Annotated in this window: 16 protein-coding genes; 7 read left to right on the top strand and 9 right to left on the bottom strand. The window is 51.7% G+C overall.

What is annotated here, in order from left to right:
- Positions 1-62 precede the first annotated feature (62 nt).
- Entirely contained in the window at positions 63-1,556 is a 1,494-nt protein-coding gene (gene pdxR, locus SBI19_RS22470) for a MocR-like pyridoxine biosynthesis transcription factor PdxR (protein WP_317971761.1), read from the bottom strand.
- A 186-nt stretch (positions 1,557-1,742) separates the two neighbouring features.
- Here pdxR and hisC point away from each other — a divergent pair, with 186 nt between their 5' ends.
- Together hisC and SBI19_RS22460 are read left to right on the top strand one after the other, a co-directional pair.
- The gene (gene hisC, locus SBI19_RS22465) at positions 1,743-2,813 is read left to right on the top strand and encodes a histidinol-phosphate transaminase (RefSeq protein ID WP_317971760.1); all 1,071 of its coding nucleotides are present in this window, start codon (positions 1,743-1,745) and stop codon (positions 2,811-2,813) included.
- Positions 2,814-2,929: 116 nt separating this feature from the next.
- Positions 2,930-4,876 carry a glycosyl hydrolase family 18 protein gene (locus tag SBI19_RS22460; protein WP_317971759.1) on the top strand — a complete coding sequence of 649 codons (1,947 nt, stop codon included), beginning with the start codon at positions 2,930-2,932 and terminating at the stop codon, positions 4,874-4,876.
- 82 nt (positions 4,877-4,958) lie between these two features.
- Here the strand turns inward: SBI19_RS22460 and SBI19_RS22455 are convergent, their stop codons facing one another.
- A complete protein-coding gene (locus tag SBI19_RS22455) occupies positions 4,959-7,046 on the bottom strand; it encodes a thioredoxin domain-containing protein (protein ID WP_317971758.1) in 2,088 nt (695 codons plus the stop codon).
- Positions 7,047-7,155: 109 nt separating this feature from the next.
- A complete protein-coding gene (locus SBI19_RS22450) occupies positions 7,156-7,734 on the bottom strand; it encodes an LURP-one-related family protein (RefSeq protein WP_317971757.1) in 579 nt (192 codons plus the stop codon).
- 235 nt (positions 7,735-7,969) lie between these two features.
- Between SBI19_RS22450 and SBI19_RS22445 the strand changes: the two genes are divergently transcribed.
- The gene (locus SBI19_RS22445; protein WP_317971756.1) at positions 7,970-9,103 is read left to right on the top strand and encodes a winged helix DNA-binding domain-containing protein; all 1,134 of its coding nucleotides are present in this window, start codon (positions 7,970-7,972) and stop codon (positions 9,101-9,103) included.
- A 17-nt stretch (positions 9,104-9,120) separates the two neighbouring features.
- Complete coding sequence (locus tag SBI19_RS22440) at positions 9,121-10,143, top strand: phosphotransferase (RefSeq protein ID WP_317971755.1); 1,023 nt, start codon at positions 9,121-9,123, stop codon at positions 10,141-10,143.
- A gap of 47 nt (positions 10,144-10,190) precedes the next feature.
- Here SBI19_RS22440 and SBI19_RS22435 read toward each other — a convergent pair whose 3' ends face one another.
- The 4 genes from SBI19_RS22435 to SBI19_RS22420 all read right to left on the bottom strand — a co-directional run bounded on the left by SBI19_RS22435 (position 10,191) and on the right by SBI19_RS22420 (position 12,122).
- The gene (locus SBI19_RS22435; RefSeq protein ID WP_317971754.1) at positions 10,191-10,481 is read right to left on the bottom strand and encodes a putative quinol monooxygenase; all 291 of its coding nucleotides are present in this window, start codon (positions 10,479-10,481) and stop codon (positions 10,191-10,193) included.
- A gap of 155 nt (positions 10,482-10,636) precedes the next feature.
- Complete coding sequence (locus SBI19_RS22430; protein ID WP_317971753.1) at positions 10,637-10,999, bottom strand: GIY-YIG nuclease family protein; 363 nt, start codon at positions 10,997-10,999, stop codon at positions 10,637-10,639.
- Positions 11,000-11,005: 6 nt separating this feature from the next.
- Entirely contained in the window at positions 11,006-11,485 is a 480-nt protein-coding gene (locus tag SBI19_RS22425) for a DUF6530 family protein (protein WP_317971752.1), read from the bottom strand.
- Positions 11,486-11,702: 217 nt separating this feature from the next.
- Positions 11,703-12,122 (bottom strand): VOC family protein, encoded by a 420-nt coding sequence (locus SBI19_RS22420; RefSeq protein WP_317971751.1) that lies wholly within the window; start codon positions 12,120-12,122, stop codon positions 11,703-11,705.
- Positions 12,123-12,370: 248 nt separating this feature from the next.
- Here SBI19_RS22420 and SBI19_RS22415 point away from each other — a divergent pair, with 248 nt between their 5' ends.
- Positions 12,371-13,417, top strand: a complete 1,047-nt coding sequence (locus SBI19_RS22415; RefSeq protein WP_317971750.1) for a LacI family DNA-binding transcriptional regulator — start codon at positions 12,371-12,373, stop codon at positions 13,415-13,417.
- 111 nt (positions 13,418-13,528) lie between these two features.
- Positions 13,529-15,994 (top strand): glycoside hydrolase family 94 protein, encoded by a 2,466-nt coding sequence (locus tag SBI19_RS22410; RefSeq protein ID WP_317971749.1) that lies wholly within the window; start codon positions 13,529-13,531, stop codon positions 15,992-15,994.
- 451 nt (positions 15,995-16,445) lie between these two features.
- Here the strand turns inward: SBI19_RS22410 and map are convergent, their stop codons facing one another.
- Positions 16,446-17,210, bottom strand: a complete 765-nt coding sequence (gene map / locus SBI19_RS22405) for a type I methionyl aminopeptidase (protein WP_317971748.1) — start codon at positions 17,208-17,210, stop codon at positions 16,446-16,448.
- A gap of 242 nt (positions 17,211-17,452) precedes the next feature.
- On the opposite strand from map, the gene SBI19_RS22400 reads away from it, so the two are divergent.
- A complete protein-coding gene (locus tag SBI19_RS22400; RefSeq protein ID WP_317971747.1) occupies positions 17,453-18,733 on the top strand; it encodes a methyl-accepting chemotaxis protein in 1,281 nt (426 codons plus the stop codon).
- Positions 18,734-19,098: 365 nt separating this feature from the next.
- Here the strand turns inward: SBI19_RS22400 and araA are convergent, their stop codons facing one another.
- The gene (gene araA / locus SBI19_RS22395; protein ID WP_317971746.1) at positions 19,099-20,592 is read right to left on the bottom strand and encodes an L-arabinose isomerase; all 1,494 of its coding nucleotides are present in this window, start codon (positions 20,590-20,592) and stop codon (positions 19,099-19,101) included.
- Positions 20,593-20,633 lie beyond the last annotated feature (41 nt).

The following is a 20,633-nucleotide window of genomic DNA, read 5'->3' as shown; positions in this document are numbered from 1 at the left end:
GAGCGATTATCGCGTGATAAGCATCATTGCAGCCTTTAGGCTGCAAACATGTGAAATACCAATCAACAATTGCTAGTCCACGCCTCACCAAGCCGTCTAACCCCTTCTGCAATTTCTTGCTCGGACAATCCTCCGAAACCAAGCATGACCGTCGATCGTGGCGCATCCTCTTCACGGAACCAGTAACGAGATACCGGATAGACGCGTATGCCCGCTTGAGCAGCTTGTGCGATTAACGTCTCCTCCGAACACGAACCTTCAACAGACTTCTCATGGTCAAAAGATAGCAGCAGGTGCAGCCCCGATTGCTCGCCGATCAACTTCACCTGCCCGCCAATATCGAAGCTTTCGCGAAGCGATTGCAGCAATATATCCCGCTTCCGTTGATACAGCGCTCGCATCGCTCGCATATGCGAACCGAATCCCCCGCTCTCCATAAACAGTCCCATCGCCTGCTGCAGCAGCGGCGAGGCGAGCTGGTCATAGCTGTGTCTTCCGAGCAGGAAACGCTCCATCAGCAGCGGTGGAAGCACGGCATAACTGAGACGAAAAGAAGGGGTTAGCGCCCTCGAGAACGTGCCGATATACGCAACACGTCCGTTGTCATCCATCGCCTGAAGCGCGGGGATCGGCCTCCCTGTGTATCTGAACTCTCCATCATAGTCGTTCTCGATGATGAACGCTCCGCACGACGACGCCCATTGCAGCAGCTTCATCCGCTTCGGCGCGGACAACGTCATCCCGACTGGAAACTGATGCGACGGCGTCACATAGATTGCCTGTGCTTGTGTATCGTGCAGCCCTTCCGTGCTTATCCCGTCACTGTCCAGCCCGATTGGCGTCACTACCGCTCGATGTCGATCGAACAACCGCTTCACGCCTTCGTTGACGGCCTCTTCCGAGGCAATGCGAAGCGGCTTATCAGCCTCACTTACAAGCTGCAGCACGAGATCCAGCGATTGATACGTCCCCGCCCCAATTACGATCGAATCAGGATGACAGCGAACCCCTCTCGTTCGATGCAAATAAGAAGCGATTTGTTCACGAAGCTCAAGCTCTCCTGCCGGTTCGCCATAACGAAACAATCGTCCATCGTCCGGCTGCAGGCAACGATTTAGCTGCTTCTTCCATGCTGCCGCCGGGAAACGTGACCAATCCACCGCGCCATAGCCGAAATCGATGTCTATTCGTGGATCCGCTTCTATAACCAAACCCTCAGGTACTTCTGCTGAACGGTGCTTCTGTCCTTGATCAACTTGAGTCTGACTACCTCGCCGACTCATCGTCTGCTTGTCCATTCCTCCAGCAAGCAGCGTCTCCGTGTACAGTCCGCTTCGCGGCACGCTTCGCACATAACCTTCCGCCTGCAGCTGATCATAAGCAAGCGCCACTGGCGTTCGGCTTATTCCAAGCCTCGCCGCAAGCAGTCGAACCGAAGGCAGCTTCGCGCCTGCAGCTATTCTCCCCTCAGACATCTCCTGCCGGATATATCGGTACAGCTGTACATAGATCGGATCATTCGAATGTTCATCTATGGATGGTGTCAATTCTATCATGTTCCGTCCTCCCCTCTTGCTTCTGCCGCCAAATCCATTCATCTCAACGATTTGGATTTCATTTATCCCCATTATGCACCTGCCGAGTAGATCTGTCATTTTCAAATCATAATTTCTGTACATTTTACAAATGACAGTTATCGTTTACGCTTTATTTAAATTCAACATAACGAGGAGGATTCCGCGATGACTTACGCGCTTCCGCACATTGAGCAAATTACACCTTATCCCGTAACCGAAGCTTCGCTTGACGGTTCGATGATCAAACTGGATCAAAATGAGAGCCCCTTCCCGCCATCGCAACAAGTCATCCATCTGATGGCTAATCTAGGCGAACAAGTCATGCGCCAATATCCTGACGCGGCAGCTGGACGATTACGTGATACGATCGCCGCACATTATTGCCTGTCGCGCGATTGCATCGTCATAGGCAGCGGTTCGAGCGAGCTTATTACTGCTTTATTCCGAACATTCGTCGATCAGAGGCGATCGGCCGTCATGCCTTATCCGACCTTCGCGTTGTATCAAGTCGCAGCGGAAGCAGCGAACGCATCGATGTCCTTCATCCCTACTCGTGACGATTATACGATCGACACCGAGGCTCTTCTGAACGCCGACGCAGCTGTCATCGCCCTCGTTAATCCAAACGCGCCGACAGGTCGTTTGCTAACCCGAGATCAAATTGAAGCCATCGTTAGACGCGCTCGGGGACTCGTATGCATCGATGAAGCGTATATGGATTTCGCAGGCGAGGAGCATTCTGCCATCCCTTTGACACAGCAGTATGACAATCTTGTCGTGCTGCGTACGTTCTCCAAAGCCTATGCGCTCAGCGGCGCCCGAATCGGTTATGCGATCGGCTCCCCTGCTATCATTAAGGCCTTCGAGAAAACGAAGACGGTCTACAACGTGAGCAGCATCAGCATGGCGCTGGCTGCTCAAGCCATGTTGGATCAATCGCACATGCTGACTACTGTTGCTGCTATATGCGCCACGCGCGATCGTTTCATCGCTGAGCTTATCAAGATCGGCTTCGATGTGGTGCCGTCACAAACGAATTTCATTCTTTGCACTCCTCCCGCCCGTGAAGGCTGCCCGAATGCTCCGCAGCTCGTGCGGCTGCTCGCGGACAACGGCATTGCGATAAGATATTTCAATGCGGCACGACTGCAAGATAAGGTTCGAATTTCAATCGGAACAGATGAACAAATGACTGAACTAACCAGCCTGCTCCGAAGCTTCTATCCTTACGCATAGCACATCACACATCTCGACACCCATCGACAAAATGGGCTATTTTTCCGCGCAACCTCTCCCTATCTATGAGCGTCTAATAGAGTAGACCATAATTAGGGAGAGTGAGAGATAGCATTATGAAACGCCAATGGTTAGCTGCAACAGCGCTGCTGGTCGCGCTTCAGACAGGTGCAGGAATATGGACTGGCGGACATGTCGATGCCGCACAAGCAGCCAAGATGACGCAATACCGCGTTTATCAGAACGATAAAGCGTTGAAAGAGTTCGCGGTCTATGCAGACGCCGTCAAATATGCGCAATCCTTCGCATACTCCCATGTGGAGAAAATCGCATCGCATACGTGGATGTGGGACAATTTTCCAAGATATGTCGTCTACCAGAATGGAGAAACCAACGCAGCACGACAATTCCGTACATATGAAGAAGCGTTGAAACTAGCAAAGACATTAACAAATGCCCATGTTCGCGACCTCGAACAGCCGGGCTGGCTCTACAGCCGCTATGCGGTTTACCAGCTTTATCAAGGGGACAAGACCAAACCAGCCTGGTCTTTCATGACGCTGGACGAAGCGAAGAAAGAAGCGAAGAAGTGGTCAAATGTCCATATCGTCGATATTACGTCGACCAAATGGGTATGGAACAACATTACTGCGGCGCAGCTGACTCAGCAGCGTGCAGGCGCTGCAGTTTATCAGATCATCGTGGATGGTGCGCCTGCTGACAACAACATGTACGCTGCTCTGACGGACGCCGTGCACTATGCTGCGTCTATTCCGAACAGTGAAGTGGTCAACACTTCGACGGGCTTTGTCGCTCACTCGAATGCGCCGCATTATCAAGTATTCCAGAATGGCCGTGCGATCGGCAATCCGCTCTTGGATTTGCAGTCGGCTATCAAATACGCGAAGCGTTTCGCGAATACGCAGGTCATTGCAGACGGCAAAGAATGGTGGACGAATACGCCGTTCCTAACGGCCTATCAGAACGATAGGAAGCTGACTTCCTTCCATACGCGCGCAGCAGCTGTCTCCTATGCGGCAACTTATGCCGATGCATCTGTTCAGACCGCTGACGGACATACGATCTGGTCTAACGAACAAAAACTGCTGTACCTCGGCTGGAACGGCACCTCAGATGCCAACTCTGTGCTTGGTCAGCTAGCGGGTACGCAAGGCCTCGATATCGATTCGCCGACTTGGTTCGAGTTGTCTGATTCGTCAGGAACGCTGACAGACCGCTCTACTAATGAGCTGGCCGCTTCAATCCAGTCCCAAGGCATTAAGCTCTGGCCGCTTGTTCATAACAATTTTGATGCCAAGTTGACGACCGCTTTCCTTGCGAACTCGACCGCTCGGCAGTCGTTCATCAAGAAGCTCGTAGGCAGAGCGTATGAGCTTGGCGCGGAAGGCATCAACCTTGACTTTGAGGGACTCGCCGCATCAGATCGTGCAGCGTTCACCTCGTTCGTGAAGGAGCTGACGACTGCAGCACACGCGAGTAAGCTGAAGGTTTCGATTGATCTTATCCGCGGTGATGTGGCATGGAATGATAAGACCGCCTACGACTTCGCCGCGATTGGCGAGATTGTCGATACGGTTGTCATGATGGCCTATGATCAGCACTGGAAGGGCAGCGATACGCCAGGTTCCGTCGCTGAGCTCGGCTGGGTCGAGCAAGGCGTTCAGCAATATTTGAATTATGGCATTCCACGCTCGAAAGTGATGCTTGGCATTCCGTTCTATGTGCGCGAATGGAAGCTGGACGCGCAGGGCAACATCGTGAAGGATACGAATGGCGCCTACGTGTCGCGTGCTATCTTCATGAATCAGCTGTCGAAGGTCATTGCCGATAAGCAAGCGGTTGGCACCTACGACCCTGTGTCGGGTCAAACGAAATACAAGTACACGGAAGGCGGCTACACCTACGTATTCTGGGCGGAGACTTCCGCTTCCGTCTTGAAGCGAGTCGATATCGCTAATAAGTATGACCTCGCAGGCGTTGCCTTCTGGCGCCTCGGCTATGAGGACTCATCCCTGTGGACTTCTTTGCTGCAGAAGAAATAAGAAAACGTTCGAGAACTTATCCAATTCATAGGCGTTCACCAAAAAAAGCCAGTTGGCATCTCTGCCAACTGGCTTCTTCCTGTTACTGCAAACGAACACCGCCAAGCTGTTCCTTCAGCGCTGCGCTGCTGGTCACAGGCGCTTGGCATGTGAAGTCCCGGCATACATACGCTGCCGGCTTGCCATCAACTAGCCCTTTGTCAGCTACATGCGGCCACTTCTCCCGCATTGCCGCCCCCTCGTCTCCCGCTGGAACGAATACAATCGTACCATGCGGTGCGTAAGCCTGTTGAGCGGCTGCAATCATAGCTGCCGTCTCGGAGTCAGCGCGATCGCCCGTGATGACCACATCCGGGCCAGCCGATTCCGCAGCGAGTCCAGCAAGCAGGATCATCGCATGCGCACTCGGGAACTTGCTGACCGCATCGGACAGGCCATCAAGCGTTCCGACTGCCCAATCGCGGTAATGGATTTCGCCCGTCAACCGAAACAGCTTGTGCAGCTGTCTTGCTGCCACGCTATTGCCGGATGGCTGTGCGCCGTCCATCGTTTCTTTCAGACGGATGATGAGCTTCTCCGCGTCCGACGCTGTGAAGAAGAACGCGCCGTAAGCACGGTCGCCGAACAGACGAATCATTTGATCGGCTACGGTCTGTGCCCATTCCAGCCACTCCGGATTGAACGTCGCTTCGTACAACTCGTTCAACCCCCACAGCAGATAAGCATGATCGTCGAGGAAGGCTGGAATGGCGGCATCTCCGTCCCGATAACGCGCAAGCAGTCTGCCATCCTCTCGCACAAGCTTGTCCTTCAAGAAGCGAGCTGCGCGCTCTGCACGCTCTGCGTAGACCGATTCACCGAAAGCTTTAGCGCCGAATGCCAGAGCGGCAATCATCAGCCCGTTCCATCCGGTAAGGATTTTGTCGTCCTTATACGGACGAACGCGATTCTTCCGTGCTTCATACAATTTGGTGCGGCCGGCATCCAGCTCAGCCTCCAGCGCTTCAACCGTAAGTCCCAATTCAGCAGCTATTTCTCCAATCGCCGTGTTAATCAGGTTCGGAATGCTGCTGCCCTTGTAGTTGCCCTCTTCGGTGATATCATACACCCGATTGAAACGCTGAGCAGCTTCTGCGCCGAGCACAGCCTCCACTTCCTGCGGCGTCCAGACATAGAACTTCCCTTCAACACCTTCCGAATCGGCATCTTCAGCCGAGTAGAAGCCGCCGTTCGCATCCGTCATCTCGCGCTCTACATAAGTGAAGATCTGCTCCGTAATCGTCCGATACAACGGATTGCCGGTTCTTTGATACGCCTCTGTATATAGGATCGCAAGCTGAGCGTTGTCGCACAGCATTTTCTCAAAATGCGGAACCAACCAGCGGGAATCCGTCGAATAACGAGAGAACCCATATCCGATATGGTCAAAGATACCGCCGCGCCACATCGCGTCCAGCGTCTCTTCTGTCATTCGAAGCGCATTCGGCTGATCAACCTTCGCATCATAAGCCAACATTAACGACCAATTGTGCGGCATTGGGAACTTCTGCTCGCTGCCGAATCCGCCGTCCTCTTCATCGAAAATTTGCGTGTACGTATTATAGGCCTGCTCCGCCATCGAAGGGTCCCATTTTCCTTTGGATGCGGTTGAGCGGTGCTTGTCCAGTTCCGCGCGGATTTTAGTTGCGATTCCGTTTACTTCCGAGCGGCCATTACGCCACTTATTCGAAATCTGCGTCAGCAGTTCATTCAACCCATGTCGACCTGCTGTGCGTTCCTTCGGAATATATGTGCCTGCGAAGAACGGCTCCTGCTTCGGCGTCATGAGTATCGTAAGCGGCCAGCCGCCGCCTCCTGTCATCGCCTGGCATGCTGCCATATACAGCGAATCGATGTCCGGGCGCTCCTCGCGGTCCACTTTGACCGCTACAAAATCTTTATTCAGCAGCGCAGCTATTTCATCGTCCTCGAACGATTCCCGCTCCATGACATGACAGTAGTGGCAGGTTGAATAACCAATCGATAGGAAGATCGGCTTATTCTCCTTCTTTGCTTTGTCGAATGCTTCTCTGCCCCACGGATACCAATCGACCGGGTTATGGGCATGTTGTAGCAGATATGGGGATTTCTCATTAATCAATCGGTTAGGTTTACGTTCCGTTCCTTGCACTAGCTGCACCTCCGCGGGTAAGTTTCACCACAATCTTACCAAATATGCGGCAAAAAGGACACAAACCCTTTCGGATTCGTGTCCTTCGAGCACGATTGCGAATCGTTCGTTATCCTTGTTTGCCTTCGATCGCAACCATTAGAATGGCAGCGGCAAGCCCTAAGCGGCGATCCAGCTCATTATTCGTATCCAGCGAGAAATCGACATTCAGCTTGCTGACGAAAGGATTGAAGTTCTGCTTAAACTCCGTCACTTTATTGCCGCGAAGCGATACGCTGAACTTCTGTGGAATCAGATTCGTCAAGAATCTTCTGAGCAGCGCCATCATTACACTGTCCTCTTGAATGAGGCCAACCTCTTCTTCGGAAGCATTGAGAATGACCCATTCATCCTTCAGAATCGACTTCATGCCTTTCCTGCGGAGCGATCCGAGGTTCTCACCTGTCACTGCGTCCACGACATCATAAGTAGCTGAGAAATCGATAACGCTGCGCGCTTGAATCGTAATCAGCTCTTGCTGCATGGATTCGTCGCTATACAGCCGAATATCTTCCTTCAGCTTGAACGCCTTCATCTGCGAGAACATGACTACTTGTTCATTCTCATCGAAAATCTCAAATTTAGCGCCCAACAGTGATAATATTTGCTTTCTGACCAAATACTTCGTATTTGCGAATTTCGAGTTCATTGCCAAGCCTCCCCATTATGTATGCGTCTAGCAATTTCGACAGAATTCTCATAACTTCTATAAATAAAATTCGACATGAGGCAGCAAAATCCTCCCTCTTCCATCCACCTAAGGGTTCCTTTAGGAGCACCGTTTTATTTCGAGTAGTTGCAAACAGTTGACGCGCCTATCTCTCCGCAATAGTATGGAAATTAATTCCGATTAACCTCCCCAATAGAAATAAGGAGATTACTGCATGAAATCAAATAACGATTCATCACTTCCCGTGATTAATCAACGTGAGCTTAATCGTGCATTGCTGGCTCGGCAAATGCTGCTGCAGCGTGAGAATATATCGTCTATGGAAGCCATCGAACGATTTATCGGTCTGCAAGCACAAGCTGTGAATCCACCTTATTACGCGTTATGGAATAGGCTTGAGAACTTCCAACAGGAACATTTGGCCGAATTAATTATCCATAAGCAAGTGGTTCGTATCGCGTTAATGCGCTCTACTATTCATCTCGTATCGACACGCGATGCGCTTGCGCTTCGTCCTTGGATCCAGCCCGTTCTTGATCGCGCGCTGAAAGGCGCCTACGGCAAACATATCGCTGGTGTCGATCTTCAAGCAGCAGCTGCTGCTGGTCGTGAGATACTCGAGACTGCGGGACCCATGACCTTAAGCGACCTAGGTAAGCGTTTAAATGAACAGTGGCCTACAGTGGATCACGATGCGCTTGGAGCAGCCGTTCGTAATTCGGTGCCGCTTGTCCAAGTGCCTCCGCGCGGGTTATGGGGTGTAAGCGGACAAGCTCTGCATACGACGATCGAAGCTTGGCTGGGTCAGTCCCTCTCGCTTGGAACCGTTGCTGAAGCTTTGTTGGTGCGGTATTTGCAGGCGTACGGACCTGCTGCAGTGAAAGATTTTCAAGCGTGGTCCGGATTGACGAAGCTCCGTGATCTGTTCGAGCATATGCGCCCGAGACTTATTCTGTTTCAGAATGAACAAGGCGAAGAACTGTTCGATCTGCCGGATGCTCCGCGTCCTGATTCATCTACTGAGGCTGCGCCTCGCTTTCTAGGGGAATTCGATCATATTCTGCTGTCGCATGCGGATCGAACCAGAATCATCGATGATTCCGATCGCCGCCGCATCATTACGAACAATGGTCTTGTGAAAGCTTCCATTCTTGTCGACGGATTTGTTGCCGGCTTATGGACGATTCAAGAGCGAGGGAACACAGCCGTGCTGAATATTGAACCGTTCCATTCACTGACATCCGAACAGCGACAATTGCTTAAGGATGAAGGAGAGCGGCTGCTTCGTTTCGCAACCGATGGCGCATTGCAATTTGACATATCGTTTGCAGACCAGGCAAATGACTAGAGAGGAATAGGAAATTAATGACCGAATCAATGACGACTATACCCTTCCAACACCTTTGCTCCGTTCTTTCGCTTGGCCAACTGCAAGGCGAACCACTGCCTTTGTCTGGCGGATATTTGCATCATATGTATGGAATCAAGACTACACAAGGCAGATTCGCAATCAAAGTGCTAAATTCATTCATCATGCAGCGCCCAACGGCGATAACGAATTTTGTTCGTTCCGAGCGAATTGCCAACATAGCCGCGAAAGTCGTGCCTGCTGCCCCTGCGATTCAATTTGATGGAGTAACGCTGCATAAGCTTGGCCACTACTATTTGCAAGCCTTCAATTGGGTTGAAGGCGTCGTTTTGAAGCCAGACGACATATCCATTAATCACTGCACAACAATCGGAGCGATATTGGCGGACCTCCATCTCGCCGATTTCTCGACCTTATCGATTGAACCGCCAAATGCAGCAAACGGTGAGCAAACGATAGATTGGAATGAATATTTGAAACTAGGCGAAGACAGAATGCTCTGTTGGATCGAACAGCTGCGCGATATCATCGATAAACTATACATATGGGATGCCGAAGCTAACGAAGCTGTCATTAAACTTTCCGTTCATACCGTCATCAGCCATAATGATCTCGATCCGAAAAATGTGCTTTGGGACAATAGGATCCCAACCATTATTGATTGGGAATGCGCGGGCTTTATTAATCCGATGCAGGACTTAATCGAGACAGCGCTGTATTGGGCGACGGATCGTGCCGGCAATGCAGATCAGAAGCGTTTTCTAGCTTTCATTCATGCCTATCAAGCCAAGACAGGGCCTCTGGCGACAGATTGGCGAATCGTATTGTCAAGCGGTTTCACCGGCAAGCTCGGCTGGCTAGCCTATAATCTTAGACGCTCGCTTGGAATTGAAAGCAATGATGCTGCGGAGCAGCAGCTTGGTACGGAACAAGTAATGGCTACACTGCAAGCACTATGTCATTACGAGGAACAAATCGAGAAAATCGAGACGTGGCTTCGTTCAATCGCAAGCAATTAAGAAGGAGCTGCTTCCATGTGAAGCGGCTCCTTCGTTAATAACGATACTTACACCCGCTCGCCGTTAAACACTTGCAGATCCATCGGCGCAGCCATGAATGCAGACGCTTGTTTGACGAACGATTGAAAATGCTCGCTCGCGTTGTGGAGAGCAATCGCAGCTTGATCCCGCCACAACTCTACCATCGTGTAGCGATGCTCCTGTTCTGTGCTTTTCAGCAAATCGTAAGCGATATTTCCTTCCTCCGCTCGACTCGCTGGGAGCAGGACATGGACTGCCTCAAGGAATACTTCCTCTTGGTCCGGAATGATTTGTAGATGAGCATGAACGATAAGCATGGAATCAACCTCCGCAATCAAATACGCCCTTGGCGCGTTTCTTCTCATTATTTCCTTCGACACGCTAACTTAGCACAAATACCCCTTAGCCTGCAGAGAACATCCAGATTGGATATTCGTTGCAGATTAAGGGGCAATCCATAAGTGCGTTTCATTTATGACTGTCTAGGCGGCTTGTTATAGCCCTTATCCCCGTATGGCTGTAGCTTCTCAAGCCACTGCTTCTCGAGCATCTTGAGCTCCCACTTCACGTCGGCGATTTTCTCCGTATCCTTCTGTTCCAGCACTTCGTACGTAAACGCTTCCTTGCCGAACTCTTTCCAGTCCTTCTGCAGCTCCAGGTTCGCAAATCGGCCCATATCAAGCTGCATTTGAAGCGTAAGCCATTTGTTCTTCAGATTCAGATGACTGTCGATGAAGATCTTCCCGTTCACCTTATTCGTAATCTGCGTAATGCCCATGAACGTCTTTATTTCCTTGAACTGCTCCTGCAGCTCCTTGCGTCTGCTTTTATCCATAGCGCCTTAATACCCCATATCCTTCAAAATACTCGACAGCACGCGCAGCCTTTCGCCGATTAGCTCGCCGTCATCACTCAACGCTTGATTGAACAGCTTAATGTCTTCGTTAATTCGATCATTGTCCGTGCATACAGACACCGTCATCGCATCGCCTTGCAGACCAACCCGATCGATGGTTGGGTTCGCCGGGTCATACAAATTCTCATACCGGTATGCCTCGCGAAAATGGGACATCGACCGCGATATCAGAATCGCAAGGTCAAGCACGCGGTGAAGCGGCAGCTCCTCCGACTGTCTCGACCATTTCTCGCCTGTATAACGCCACACTTTGGCCGAAATATCGACTTTGCCTCTATCGTTCCATTGCGCAAGCCCAAGCGACAGTCCCTTCGCGTCCGTCTTGCCTGCGAAACGTCCATCGACCTGCTCATAGTTCTCCGATACAATGACCGGCTTATGTTTTAATGATGTAGGAATGTTCATGTAGGGATCATCTCCATTTACTAATTTACTAAATTACTAAATCGACTTCTCCATCATAGCTCGATCTGCTCCCTCCTGTCAATGAAGCCTTCAGCGGAAAATTCGAGACTCGTATGGATGCCCCTTCGTCTATGAACGTTAAACTTTCCAATACGATGACAAAATAAAAACCGGCGCATCTCGTCATGAGACGCGCCGGCCAATCTTACAGCCTTGCTTATTGTTGTGGAGGCAGATTCAACTGCCAATTAATATCGAACTTATCCGTTACTTGACCGTAGCATTTGCTCCAGAACGTTTCTTGAAGCTCCATGCCTACAGTGCCTCCATCCGACAGCTTATTGAAGATGGAGCGAAGCTCGTCCTCGCTGCTGCCTTGGTAGGACAACGTGATGTTATTACCTAGCGTGAATGGCATGCCTGGGAACGTATCCGAGAACATCATCGGCGAGGAGCCAACGTTGATCATCGCGTGCATGATCAGATTCTTCGCCTCTTCAGGCAGTGGGAAATCCGGGCTTTGCGGCGATTCGCCAAACGTAGAAATCGTGACAATCTCCGTGTTGAATACTTGCGCGTAGAATTCGACTGCTTCGCGGGTGTTCCCGTTGAAATTCAAATACACATTGATTGACATGAATGAGGTTCGCTCCTTCTAATATCGCGATTGAACGTACAAACTACAGCCTTCTAAGGCTTGTCCGCACATGTCCTCCTCTATTATAGCCTTCGAACCGTCTACAACATAGCACATAATGGTTCTATTTTAGACAATTTTCCATTTTAGGACTTTAGTTTGATCCATTTTGTTTCCCAAGTACCGATTGCCGCATTCCCTTTTCCGGTATATAATGGCACTAACGCGCGTCCAGAAGGGAGCAAATCATGCGAAGTGAAGACATTGCCAAGCTGGCAGGCGTATCTCGCAGCACCGTATCCCGTGTTCTTAACAACTACCCCGACATCCCGCAGCGGACACGCGAGAAGGTTCTGCGAATCATCGAACAGTATCATTACGAGCCGAATACATCCGCCCGAGCGCTAGCCGGCAAAGGGACGGATACGATCGGACTGTTCGTTGTCAGCATGGCTGAGCGCCTAACCGGCAATCGTATCTACCAGAATCACTACTTCGCGCCTATCGTCGATACCGTTATCGACACGGCCAACGCAGCCGGCTATTATGTGCTCGTTCACACCGTTTACACGCAGGACGATTACTTGAAAATCAAGCAAGCCTATCAGCAGCGGCGAATCGACGGCGGCATTATCGTCGGTACACAGAAAGATACTGAGTGTATCACGGATATTGCTCGTCTCGGCAAACCGTTCGTTCTAATCGACTATGACACAAGCGAATTGACGGACCAGGCCTTGGACCAGCATCCGATGTCGATCATTAACTCGGATGATTTCGAAGGGGCTTGCGAAGCGATGCGTCATCTCATTCGGCTTGGCCATCGCAGGATCGGCCATATCCGAGGCAGGATGAATACGTATTCCGGCCGCCAACGTTTTCTTGCGTACGAGACGATTATGAATGAGTATGGCCTTCCTTATGATGATCGTGATATCGTCGATGGCGATTTTCTGAAAGACGCCGCCTATGAGCAAATTGTTCGCATGCTAAAGCTGGACCATATGCCGACAGCCTTATTTTCCGCCAACGACGATATGGCGCTCGCCGCCATTCAAGCGTTTCACGACAACGGCATACGGGTACCCGATGACATCTCGATTATCGGTTTCGACGACATTCCGATCGCATCGCAATACATCCCGAGCCTCAGTACGGTTCGCCTGCCGATCTACGATATGTCGAAGGAAGCGGTCAATCAGATTGTCGGCATGTGCAGCAGTGGCACCTCATCACCTCTTTCCTCATCTTTTCCTACCGAACTTATCATCCGAGATTCCTGCAAGCGTCTGTGAACCTATCCCAAGGTTCACTTCTTTTTGGCGTGAGCTAACGCGCGTTAGTTAGTTCATAACAAGTTAGTTGAATATAACTAATTCCCATTTCGAGAGGAGCTGCTTTATCCAATGAAATTCGGTTACTTCGATGATGTGAACAAGGAATATGTCATCACGACGCCGCAGACGCCTTACCCTTGGATCAACTATCTCGGCAATGAAACCTTCTTCGGACTGATCTCCAACACGGCCGGCGGCTATTGCTTCTACCGTGACGCTCGTCTTCGCCGCTTGACGCGTTACCGCTACAACAACATCCCTGTCGATAATGGCGGTCGTTACTTCTACGTTAACGACGAAGGCGACATCTGGACGCCGGGCTGGATGCCGGTGAAGAAGAAGCTTGACCGCTACGAATGCCGTCACGGCCTCGGCTATACGTCGATTACAGGCGAACGCAATGGCATCAGCGTTACGCAGCTGTCGCTCGTACCGCTGTCGTATACGGGCGAAGTGCACCAAGTTACGGTAACGAACAAATCGAATACGACGAAATCGGTGAAGTTGTTCTCGTTCGTAGAATTTTGCTTATGGAATGCGAATGACGACATGACGAACTTCCAACGCAACCTGAGCACGGGCGAAGTTGAAATCGAAGATTCGGTTATTTATCACAAAACAGAATACCGCGAGCGCCGCGATCATTTCTCCTTCTATTCGGTCAACTCGCCAATCGATGGTTACGACACGGACCGCGAATCGTTCCTCGGCGCTTATAACGGCCTTGACGCTCCTCATGCGGTGACAATTGGTCATGCATCCAACTCTAAAGCAAGCGGCTGGTCGCCAATCGCTTCCCACCAGCTGAACATTACGCTGGAGCCAGGCGAAGAGCGTTCGTTCAACTTCGTCCTTGGTTACGTGGAGAATCCGGAAGAAGAAAAATGGTCCGCTCCAGGCGTCATCAACAAATCGCGTGCTTACGAAATGATCCAGCGTTTCGCAACGAAAGCAGACGTGCAGCAAGCGATGTTCGACCTTGAAGCGTACTGGGAGCGACTGCTCAGCAAGTACACGATTGCATCCGGCGACGAGAAGCTTGACCGTATGGTCAACATCTGGAACCCGTATCAATGTATGGTTACGTTCAACATGTCCCGCTCCGCTTCGTATTTTGAATCGGGTATCGGCCGCGGCATGGGCTTCCGCGATTCGAACCAAGACCTGCTTGGCTTCGTGCATCAAATCCCTGAGCGCGCTCGCGAGCGGATCATCGACATTGCTTCCACGCAATTCGAGGATGGTTCTGCGTATCACCAATACCAGCCGCTCACGAAGAAAGGCAACAACGAAGTCGGCAGCGGCTTCAACGACGATCCCCTCTGGCTCATTCTCGGTACGGCTGCGTATATCAAGGAAACAGGCGACATGTCCATTCTCGACGAACAAGTGCCGTTCGACTGCAATCCAGACAACACGGCAACGCTGTTCGAGCATTTGAAACGTTCGTTCTTCCATGTGATCAACAACCTTGGACCGCACGGTCTCCCGCTCATCGGCCGCGCAGACTGGAACGACTGCTTGAACCTGAACTGCTTCTCCAAGGAACCAGGCGAATCGTTCCAGACGACCCAGAACATCGAAGGCCGCATCGCAGAATCCGTCTTCATCGCAGGCTTGTTCGTATTCGTAGGTCCTGATTACGTTGAGCTGTGTAAACGCCGCGGTCTGGATCAAGAAGCAGCTGAAGCACAAGCATACATCGATCAAATGCGTGAAGTTACGCTGGAGCATGGGTATGACGGCGATTGGTTCCTCCGCGCATACGACCACTTCGGTAACCCGATCGGCAGCCATACGAACGATGAAGGCCGTATTTTCATCGAACCGCAAGGCTTCTGCGTTATGGCGGGCATCGGCGTAGAGGATGGCCGTGCACTTCGAGCACTGGAATCGGTTAAGGAGCATCTGGAGACGGATTACGGAATCGTGCTGCAGCAGCCGCCATATTCGGAGTACTATTTGAACCTGGGAGAAATCTCCTCCTACCCTCCGGGTTACAAAGAAAATGCGGGCATTTTCTGCCACAACAATCCGTGGATCATGATGGCGGAGACGGTTCTTGGCCGCGGCGACCGAGCATTCGACTTGTACAAGAAAATTGCCCCTGCGTACCTTGAAGATATTAGCGAGATTCACCGCATGGAGCCATACGTTTATGCCCAGATGATCGCAGGCAAAGATGCTGTACGTCACGGAGAAGCGAAAAACTCGTGGCTGACAGGTACGGCAGCGTGGAACTATATCGCGATTACGCAAGCGATTCTCGGTATCCAACCGGACTTCGACGGTCTACGCATCAATCCATGTATCCCGCAAGCATGGGATCGCCTCGAGATTACGCGCGTATTCCGCGGCGACACCTATCGGATCGTTATTACGAATCCGGATCATGTGAGCAAAGGCGTAGCACGCGTATCCGTGAACGGCCAGCAGCTCGAGAACGCTGTCGTGCCTGCATTCGGCGACGGCCGCGAACACCTCGTCGAAGTCGTACTCGGCGAGTCGATCGCACAAGAGGCAGTGCAAGCGTAAATGATGAAGGGACTGCACCTTCGCCGTCGCGAGGGTCAGTCCCTTTTTTTGATGAGTATGTAGGATTAGGCTCGAGCTGCAGATGTCGCACCCCGTACGTGGTGCATTCCTGCGCCTTATTCGCTCCACCAGCGCCAGCTATACCTCATGTGGTGCACTTCTGCACCTTATTCGCTCCACCAGCGCCAATTGCTCCTCACATGGTGCATTTCTGCACCTTATTCGCTCCATCAGCGCCAGTTGCTCCTCACATGGTGCATTTCTGCACCTTATTCGCTCCATCAGCGCCAGCTATACCTCATGTGGTGCATTCCTGCACCTTATTCGCTCCATCAGCGCCAGCTACTCCAGTAGGTGCACGATGCACCTACACAATCCCCTACCCTGCTCCCTTTACACAACAACGGGCTCTACAAGGTGTTTTTTAAACACTCGTAGAGCCCGTTTCACGTTAGTCTTCCAGCTGGCCGCCCAGCGTCAGAATAACTGCTTTGTCCTTTGTTACCACAACCGTGTGCTCGAATTGAGCCACCAGGCTGCCGTCCGTCGTCATAAGCGCCCAGCCGTCCGAGCCTTGAATGACGTGGTCTGCGCCTGTCGATACGAACGTCTCGAGCGCGATGACTTGGCCGTCCTCGAGAATCGTTTTATCGTCTGGATCGTAATAGCTTACAATATGCTCCGGCTCCTCATGCAGCGAACGTCCGATGCCGTGGCCCGTCAGGTTCTGCACGATGTGGAAGCCGCGCTTGCGCGTCTCGCGGAATACGGCAGCGCCGATGCTGTTCAGCTTCGCGCCTGCGCGCGCCTTCTTGATCGACACGTCAACCGCGTACTCCGCAGCTTCGAGCAGACGCTGCTTGATCGGAGACGAATCCGGTTGTACAACCGTTGTCGCGCCTGTGTCTGCATAGAAACCGTTCTTATACGCCGATACGTCCACATTGACGATATCGCCGACTTTCAACACGAGATCGCCTGGAATGCCATGCGCCACCGTTTCATTCACGCTGATGCAAGTATGTCCCGGAAACTCGTACATTTTGATCGGTGCTGATTCCGCCCCATATTTAGCCAGCAGCTCGCCGCCCATCTGGTCCAGCTCAAGCGTCGTGATTCCCTCTCGCACTTGTGCGATCAGCGTATCGCGTACATGGGCAACAATTGCTCCAATCTCGCGTAATCCTTGCCATTCCTCTTCTGTCTTTACGATCATGACGTTACTACATCCTTTCTCAATCCGCTAACAAGTAAACGGTAATCCCTTATTGCTATGCCTATCTTCTATATAAAAGTATACTCCATCCTACGCTTTGTTACCATCGCTAACCCGTTCGAACAATTGTCCAAAATGATAAATATCACAATCAGGGAATTCCCTGACGCCCTCTGATAAGCATGTATAGTACAATTATTCCAATCATTCATACTTCGACAAAAAGTGAGGGAAAACGACCAATGAAAGAGCGAAACTTCGGCCTTGTTCGAAAAATGGTACTCGGCATCACAGCTGTCTCCATCGTTACATATGGTACTAGCGCATTTTTCATCCTCGTCTTGAAGAATTGGATGCCATCCTCCATACCGGATTGGGCCTTCAGCATCGGGACTTTAAGCCTTGGCATCATCTGGACAGGCATTCTAGGCTGGCTGACCGCCGCCTGGCTGATCAAGCCGCTCGTGCAGTTGACTCGAGCCGCTGACGAAGCAGCAGAAGGCAATCTGCTCGTCGATGTCCAAGCAAGAGGCACTGGCGACGAACTGCAGCAGCTGTCCACTTCCTTCCATCGCATGCTGACGGACTGGCGCACGATTGTCGCAGGCTTGACTAGCAATGCGAATTCGGCTGATGCAAGCGCAGATGAATTAAAGCTCGCTATCGAACAAGCGGCCCATCATATCGAACGAATCGCTACCGCGGTAGAACGAATCGCAGCCGATGCAGACAGTCAAGAACGTTCATCGACCGTCATGGCCAAATCGATCGACCGTCTCGTTCAATACGCTTCCCACAATGAGACAGAAGCCGAAGCGACCAGCCGGTTGGCCGAACAGATGACGGAGACGACTCGAGCCGGAACGGCTTCAATTGGATTCATGCTTACCGACTTGCGCCGAATGGCAGAGCAAAGCATTGAGCTTGAACAAGCCGTCCGCTCCCTCGAACAGCAGGTGCACCAGATTAGCCAAGTATCAGATGTCAGTGCGGAATTCGCCGAGCAGACCCACCTTCTAGCGCTTAATGCATCGATCGAAGCGGCACGCGCCGGCGAGCATGGCCTTGGTTTCTCGATCGTTGCCGGCGAAGTGAAGAAGCTGGCGACCAAGAGCGCCGAAGCCGTTGGCGACATCCGTCAGCTGGTCCAAGATGTTCAGATCCGTTTTGAATCGGTCAGCGACAAAATCGCAGCTCAGCTCGCCGATGTCAAACAGCAATCGGAACGCGGCGAGTCGATTGCGAGTGCCTTGCACCAAATGAACGCAGAGACGGCACAAGTTGGCGAGTCTGTCACTCGTATAGCAGATTTCTGCACGAGCCAGACATCCGATGCAGCCAAGCTGCTTGACGAAGCGAGACGCGTGATGAAAGCTGCTTCCGCCATCACTTTAGAAGCACGCGACGTCCTCTCGTCCACGCAAGAGCAAACCGCTGTCATGGAGGAAATCGCAGCCTCATCCGAATACATGCGCGCCCAATCGGCCGAATTGAAAGGCCGCACAGCTTACTTCCAGGTGTAAATGTACCAATTGTCGCGTCGAAGACGCGAAGTACTACCCTATTAAGCCCTTAGATCCCGCAGGGTTCCCCTCGCTAGAGCGCCAATCGTAAAGCGTGTCCCATAGGGACGAAAGCGAGCACTAGCACACTCCAGCTCAATAGCGTCGAACTGTATGCGGACGTTCTATCGCACCTAGACACAGCCGAAACGATCCCCTTTATCGCTGTCTATAGACCAGTCCTTCCGGGGTCCCGGGGTTGGAAACCCCGGGGGCCCTCCCTTGCAGGGAGGGTTTGGGTGGGTAGAAATTTTTGAGGGTTTGGGTGGGTAGAGAAAAAAATAAACGCTTCGTCATCCAAGATGACGAAGCGTTCTTTATTATAATTAGCGGTTGAGACGGTAGTACAGGTCGTTCCAACGAAGCTCGTTGCGGAACTGTTGAATTGTCGTATCTTTGCCGATTACGACAACTTCAATGTTCGTCAGTTCAGCCCAGTCAAGCAGCTGCTCCGTCGTAACTGCGTACGACAGTACCGTGTGGTGAGCGCCGCCTGCATGGATCCATGCTTCTGCCGATACAGCAAGGGATGGCTCTGGCTTCCACAGAACGCGTGCTACCGGCAGGTTCGGCAGATCTTGCGTAGGTTGTACAGCTTCCACTTCGCTGATGATCAGGCGGAAACGGTTGCCCATGTCGATGAGCGATGCGTTAACTGCTTTGCCCGATTTGCCGTCGAACGTAATACGCGCTGGATCTTCTTTGCCGCCGATGCCGAGTGGATGAACTTCGATGCGCGGCTTCGTAGCCGAGATCGTCGGGCAAACCTCGAGCATATGAGCGCCGAGAATCATCTCGTTGCCTGGCTCGAAGTGGTACGTGTAATCTTCCATGAACGACGTATCTTTGTTCTCAGCGATGATCTTCATCATGCGCGTCAGAGCTGCTGTCTTCCAGTCGCCTTCGCCAGCGAAGCCGTAGCCTTGCTCCATCAAACGTTGAACAGCAAGACCTGGGAGCTGCTTCATGCCGTGCAGATCTTCGAACGTCGTCGTGAATGCCGAGAAGCCGCCCTCTTCGAGGAACGATTTCATTGCAATCTCGATGCGAGCTTGATAACGGATCGAGTCCATAGCCGCTGCATTCGCTTGCGTTTCGGCCGTAATTTCATAGGATTCGTGGTATTCGGTCATCAGCGCGTCAACTTGTGCTTCTGTTACAGCGTTTACACGCTCAACCAGGTCACCGATGCCGTAGCCGTTGATCGACCAGCCGAATTTGATTTGCGCTTCTACTTTATCGCCTTCCGTTACCGCTACTTGACGCATGTTATCGCCGAAGCGCGCGACCTTCAGGTTCGTGCCTTCCGAGAATGCTACAGCCGTACGCTGCCAGCCTGCGAGCTTCTCGCGAACGCCTGCTTCTTCCCAGTGGCCGACAACAACTTTACGAGCTACGCCCATGCGAGCGCCGATGAAGCCATGCTCACGGTCGCCGTGTGCCGATTGGTTCAAGTTCATGAAGTCCATGTCGATCGTTTCCCATGGAATGTCACGGTTGAATTGCGTGTGCAGGTGGAGCAAAGGCTTCTTGAGTGCGTTCAGACCTGCGATCCACATTTTCGAAGGAGAGAATGTGTGCATCCAAGTGATGATACCTGCACAGTTGTCGTCAGCCGTTGCATCTTTACATACTTGGAAGATCTCTTCCGGCGTCTTGACAACCGGTTTGAATACGATTTCGAAAGGAATCGCAGCATCTTGGTTGAAGCTCTCTACCATTTGGAAAGAATGAGCATCTACTTGCTGCAGCGTTTCAGGACCGTACAAGTGCTGGCTGCCGGTTACGAACCAGAATTGATAACGTTTAGTTTGAAGCATGGAACGAGTCCTCCTTATAGTGGCGAATAATTATGATTGAC

The organism is Paenibacillus sp. CCS19, from assembly GCF_033239625.1.
GTDB lineage: Bacteria > Bacillota > Bacilli > Paenibacillales > Paenibacillaceae > Paenibacillus_T.
The sequence above is the reverse complement of the archived record's forward strand: the minus strand, read 5'-3'. Positions and strand labels throughout refer to the sequence as shown.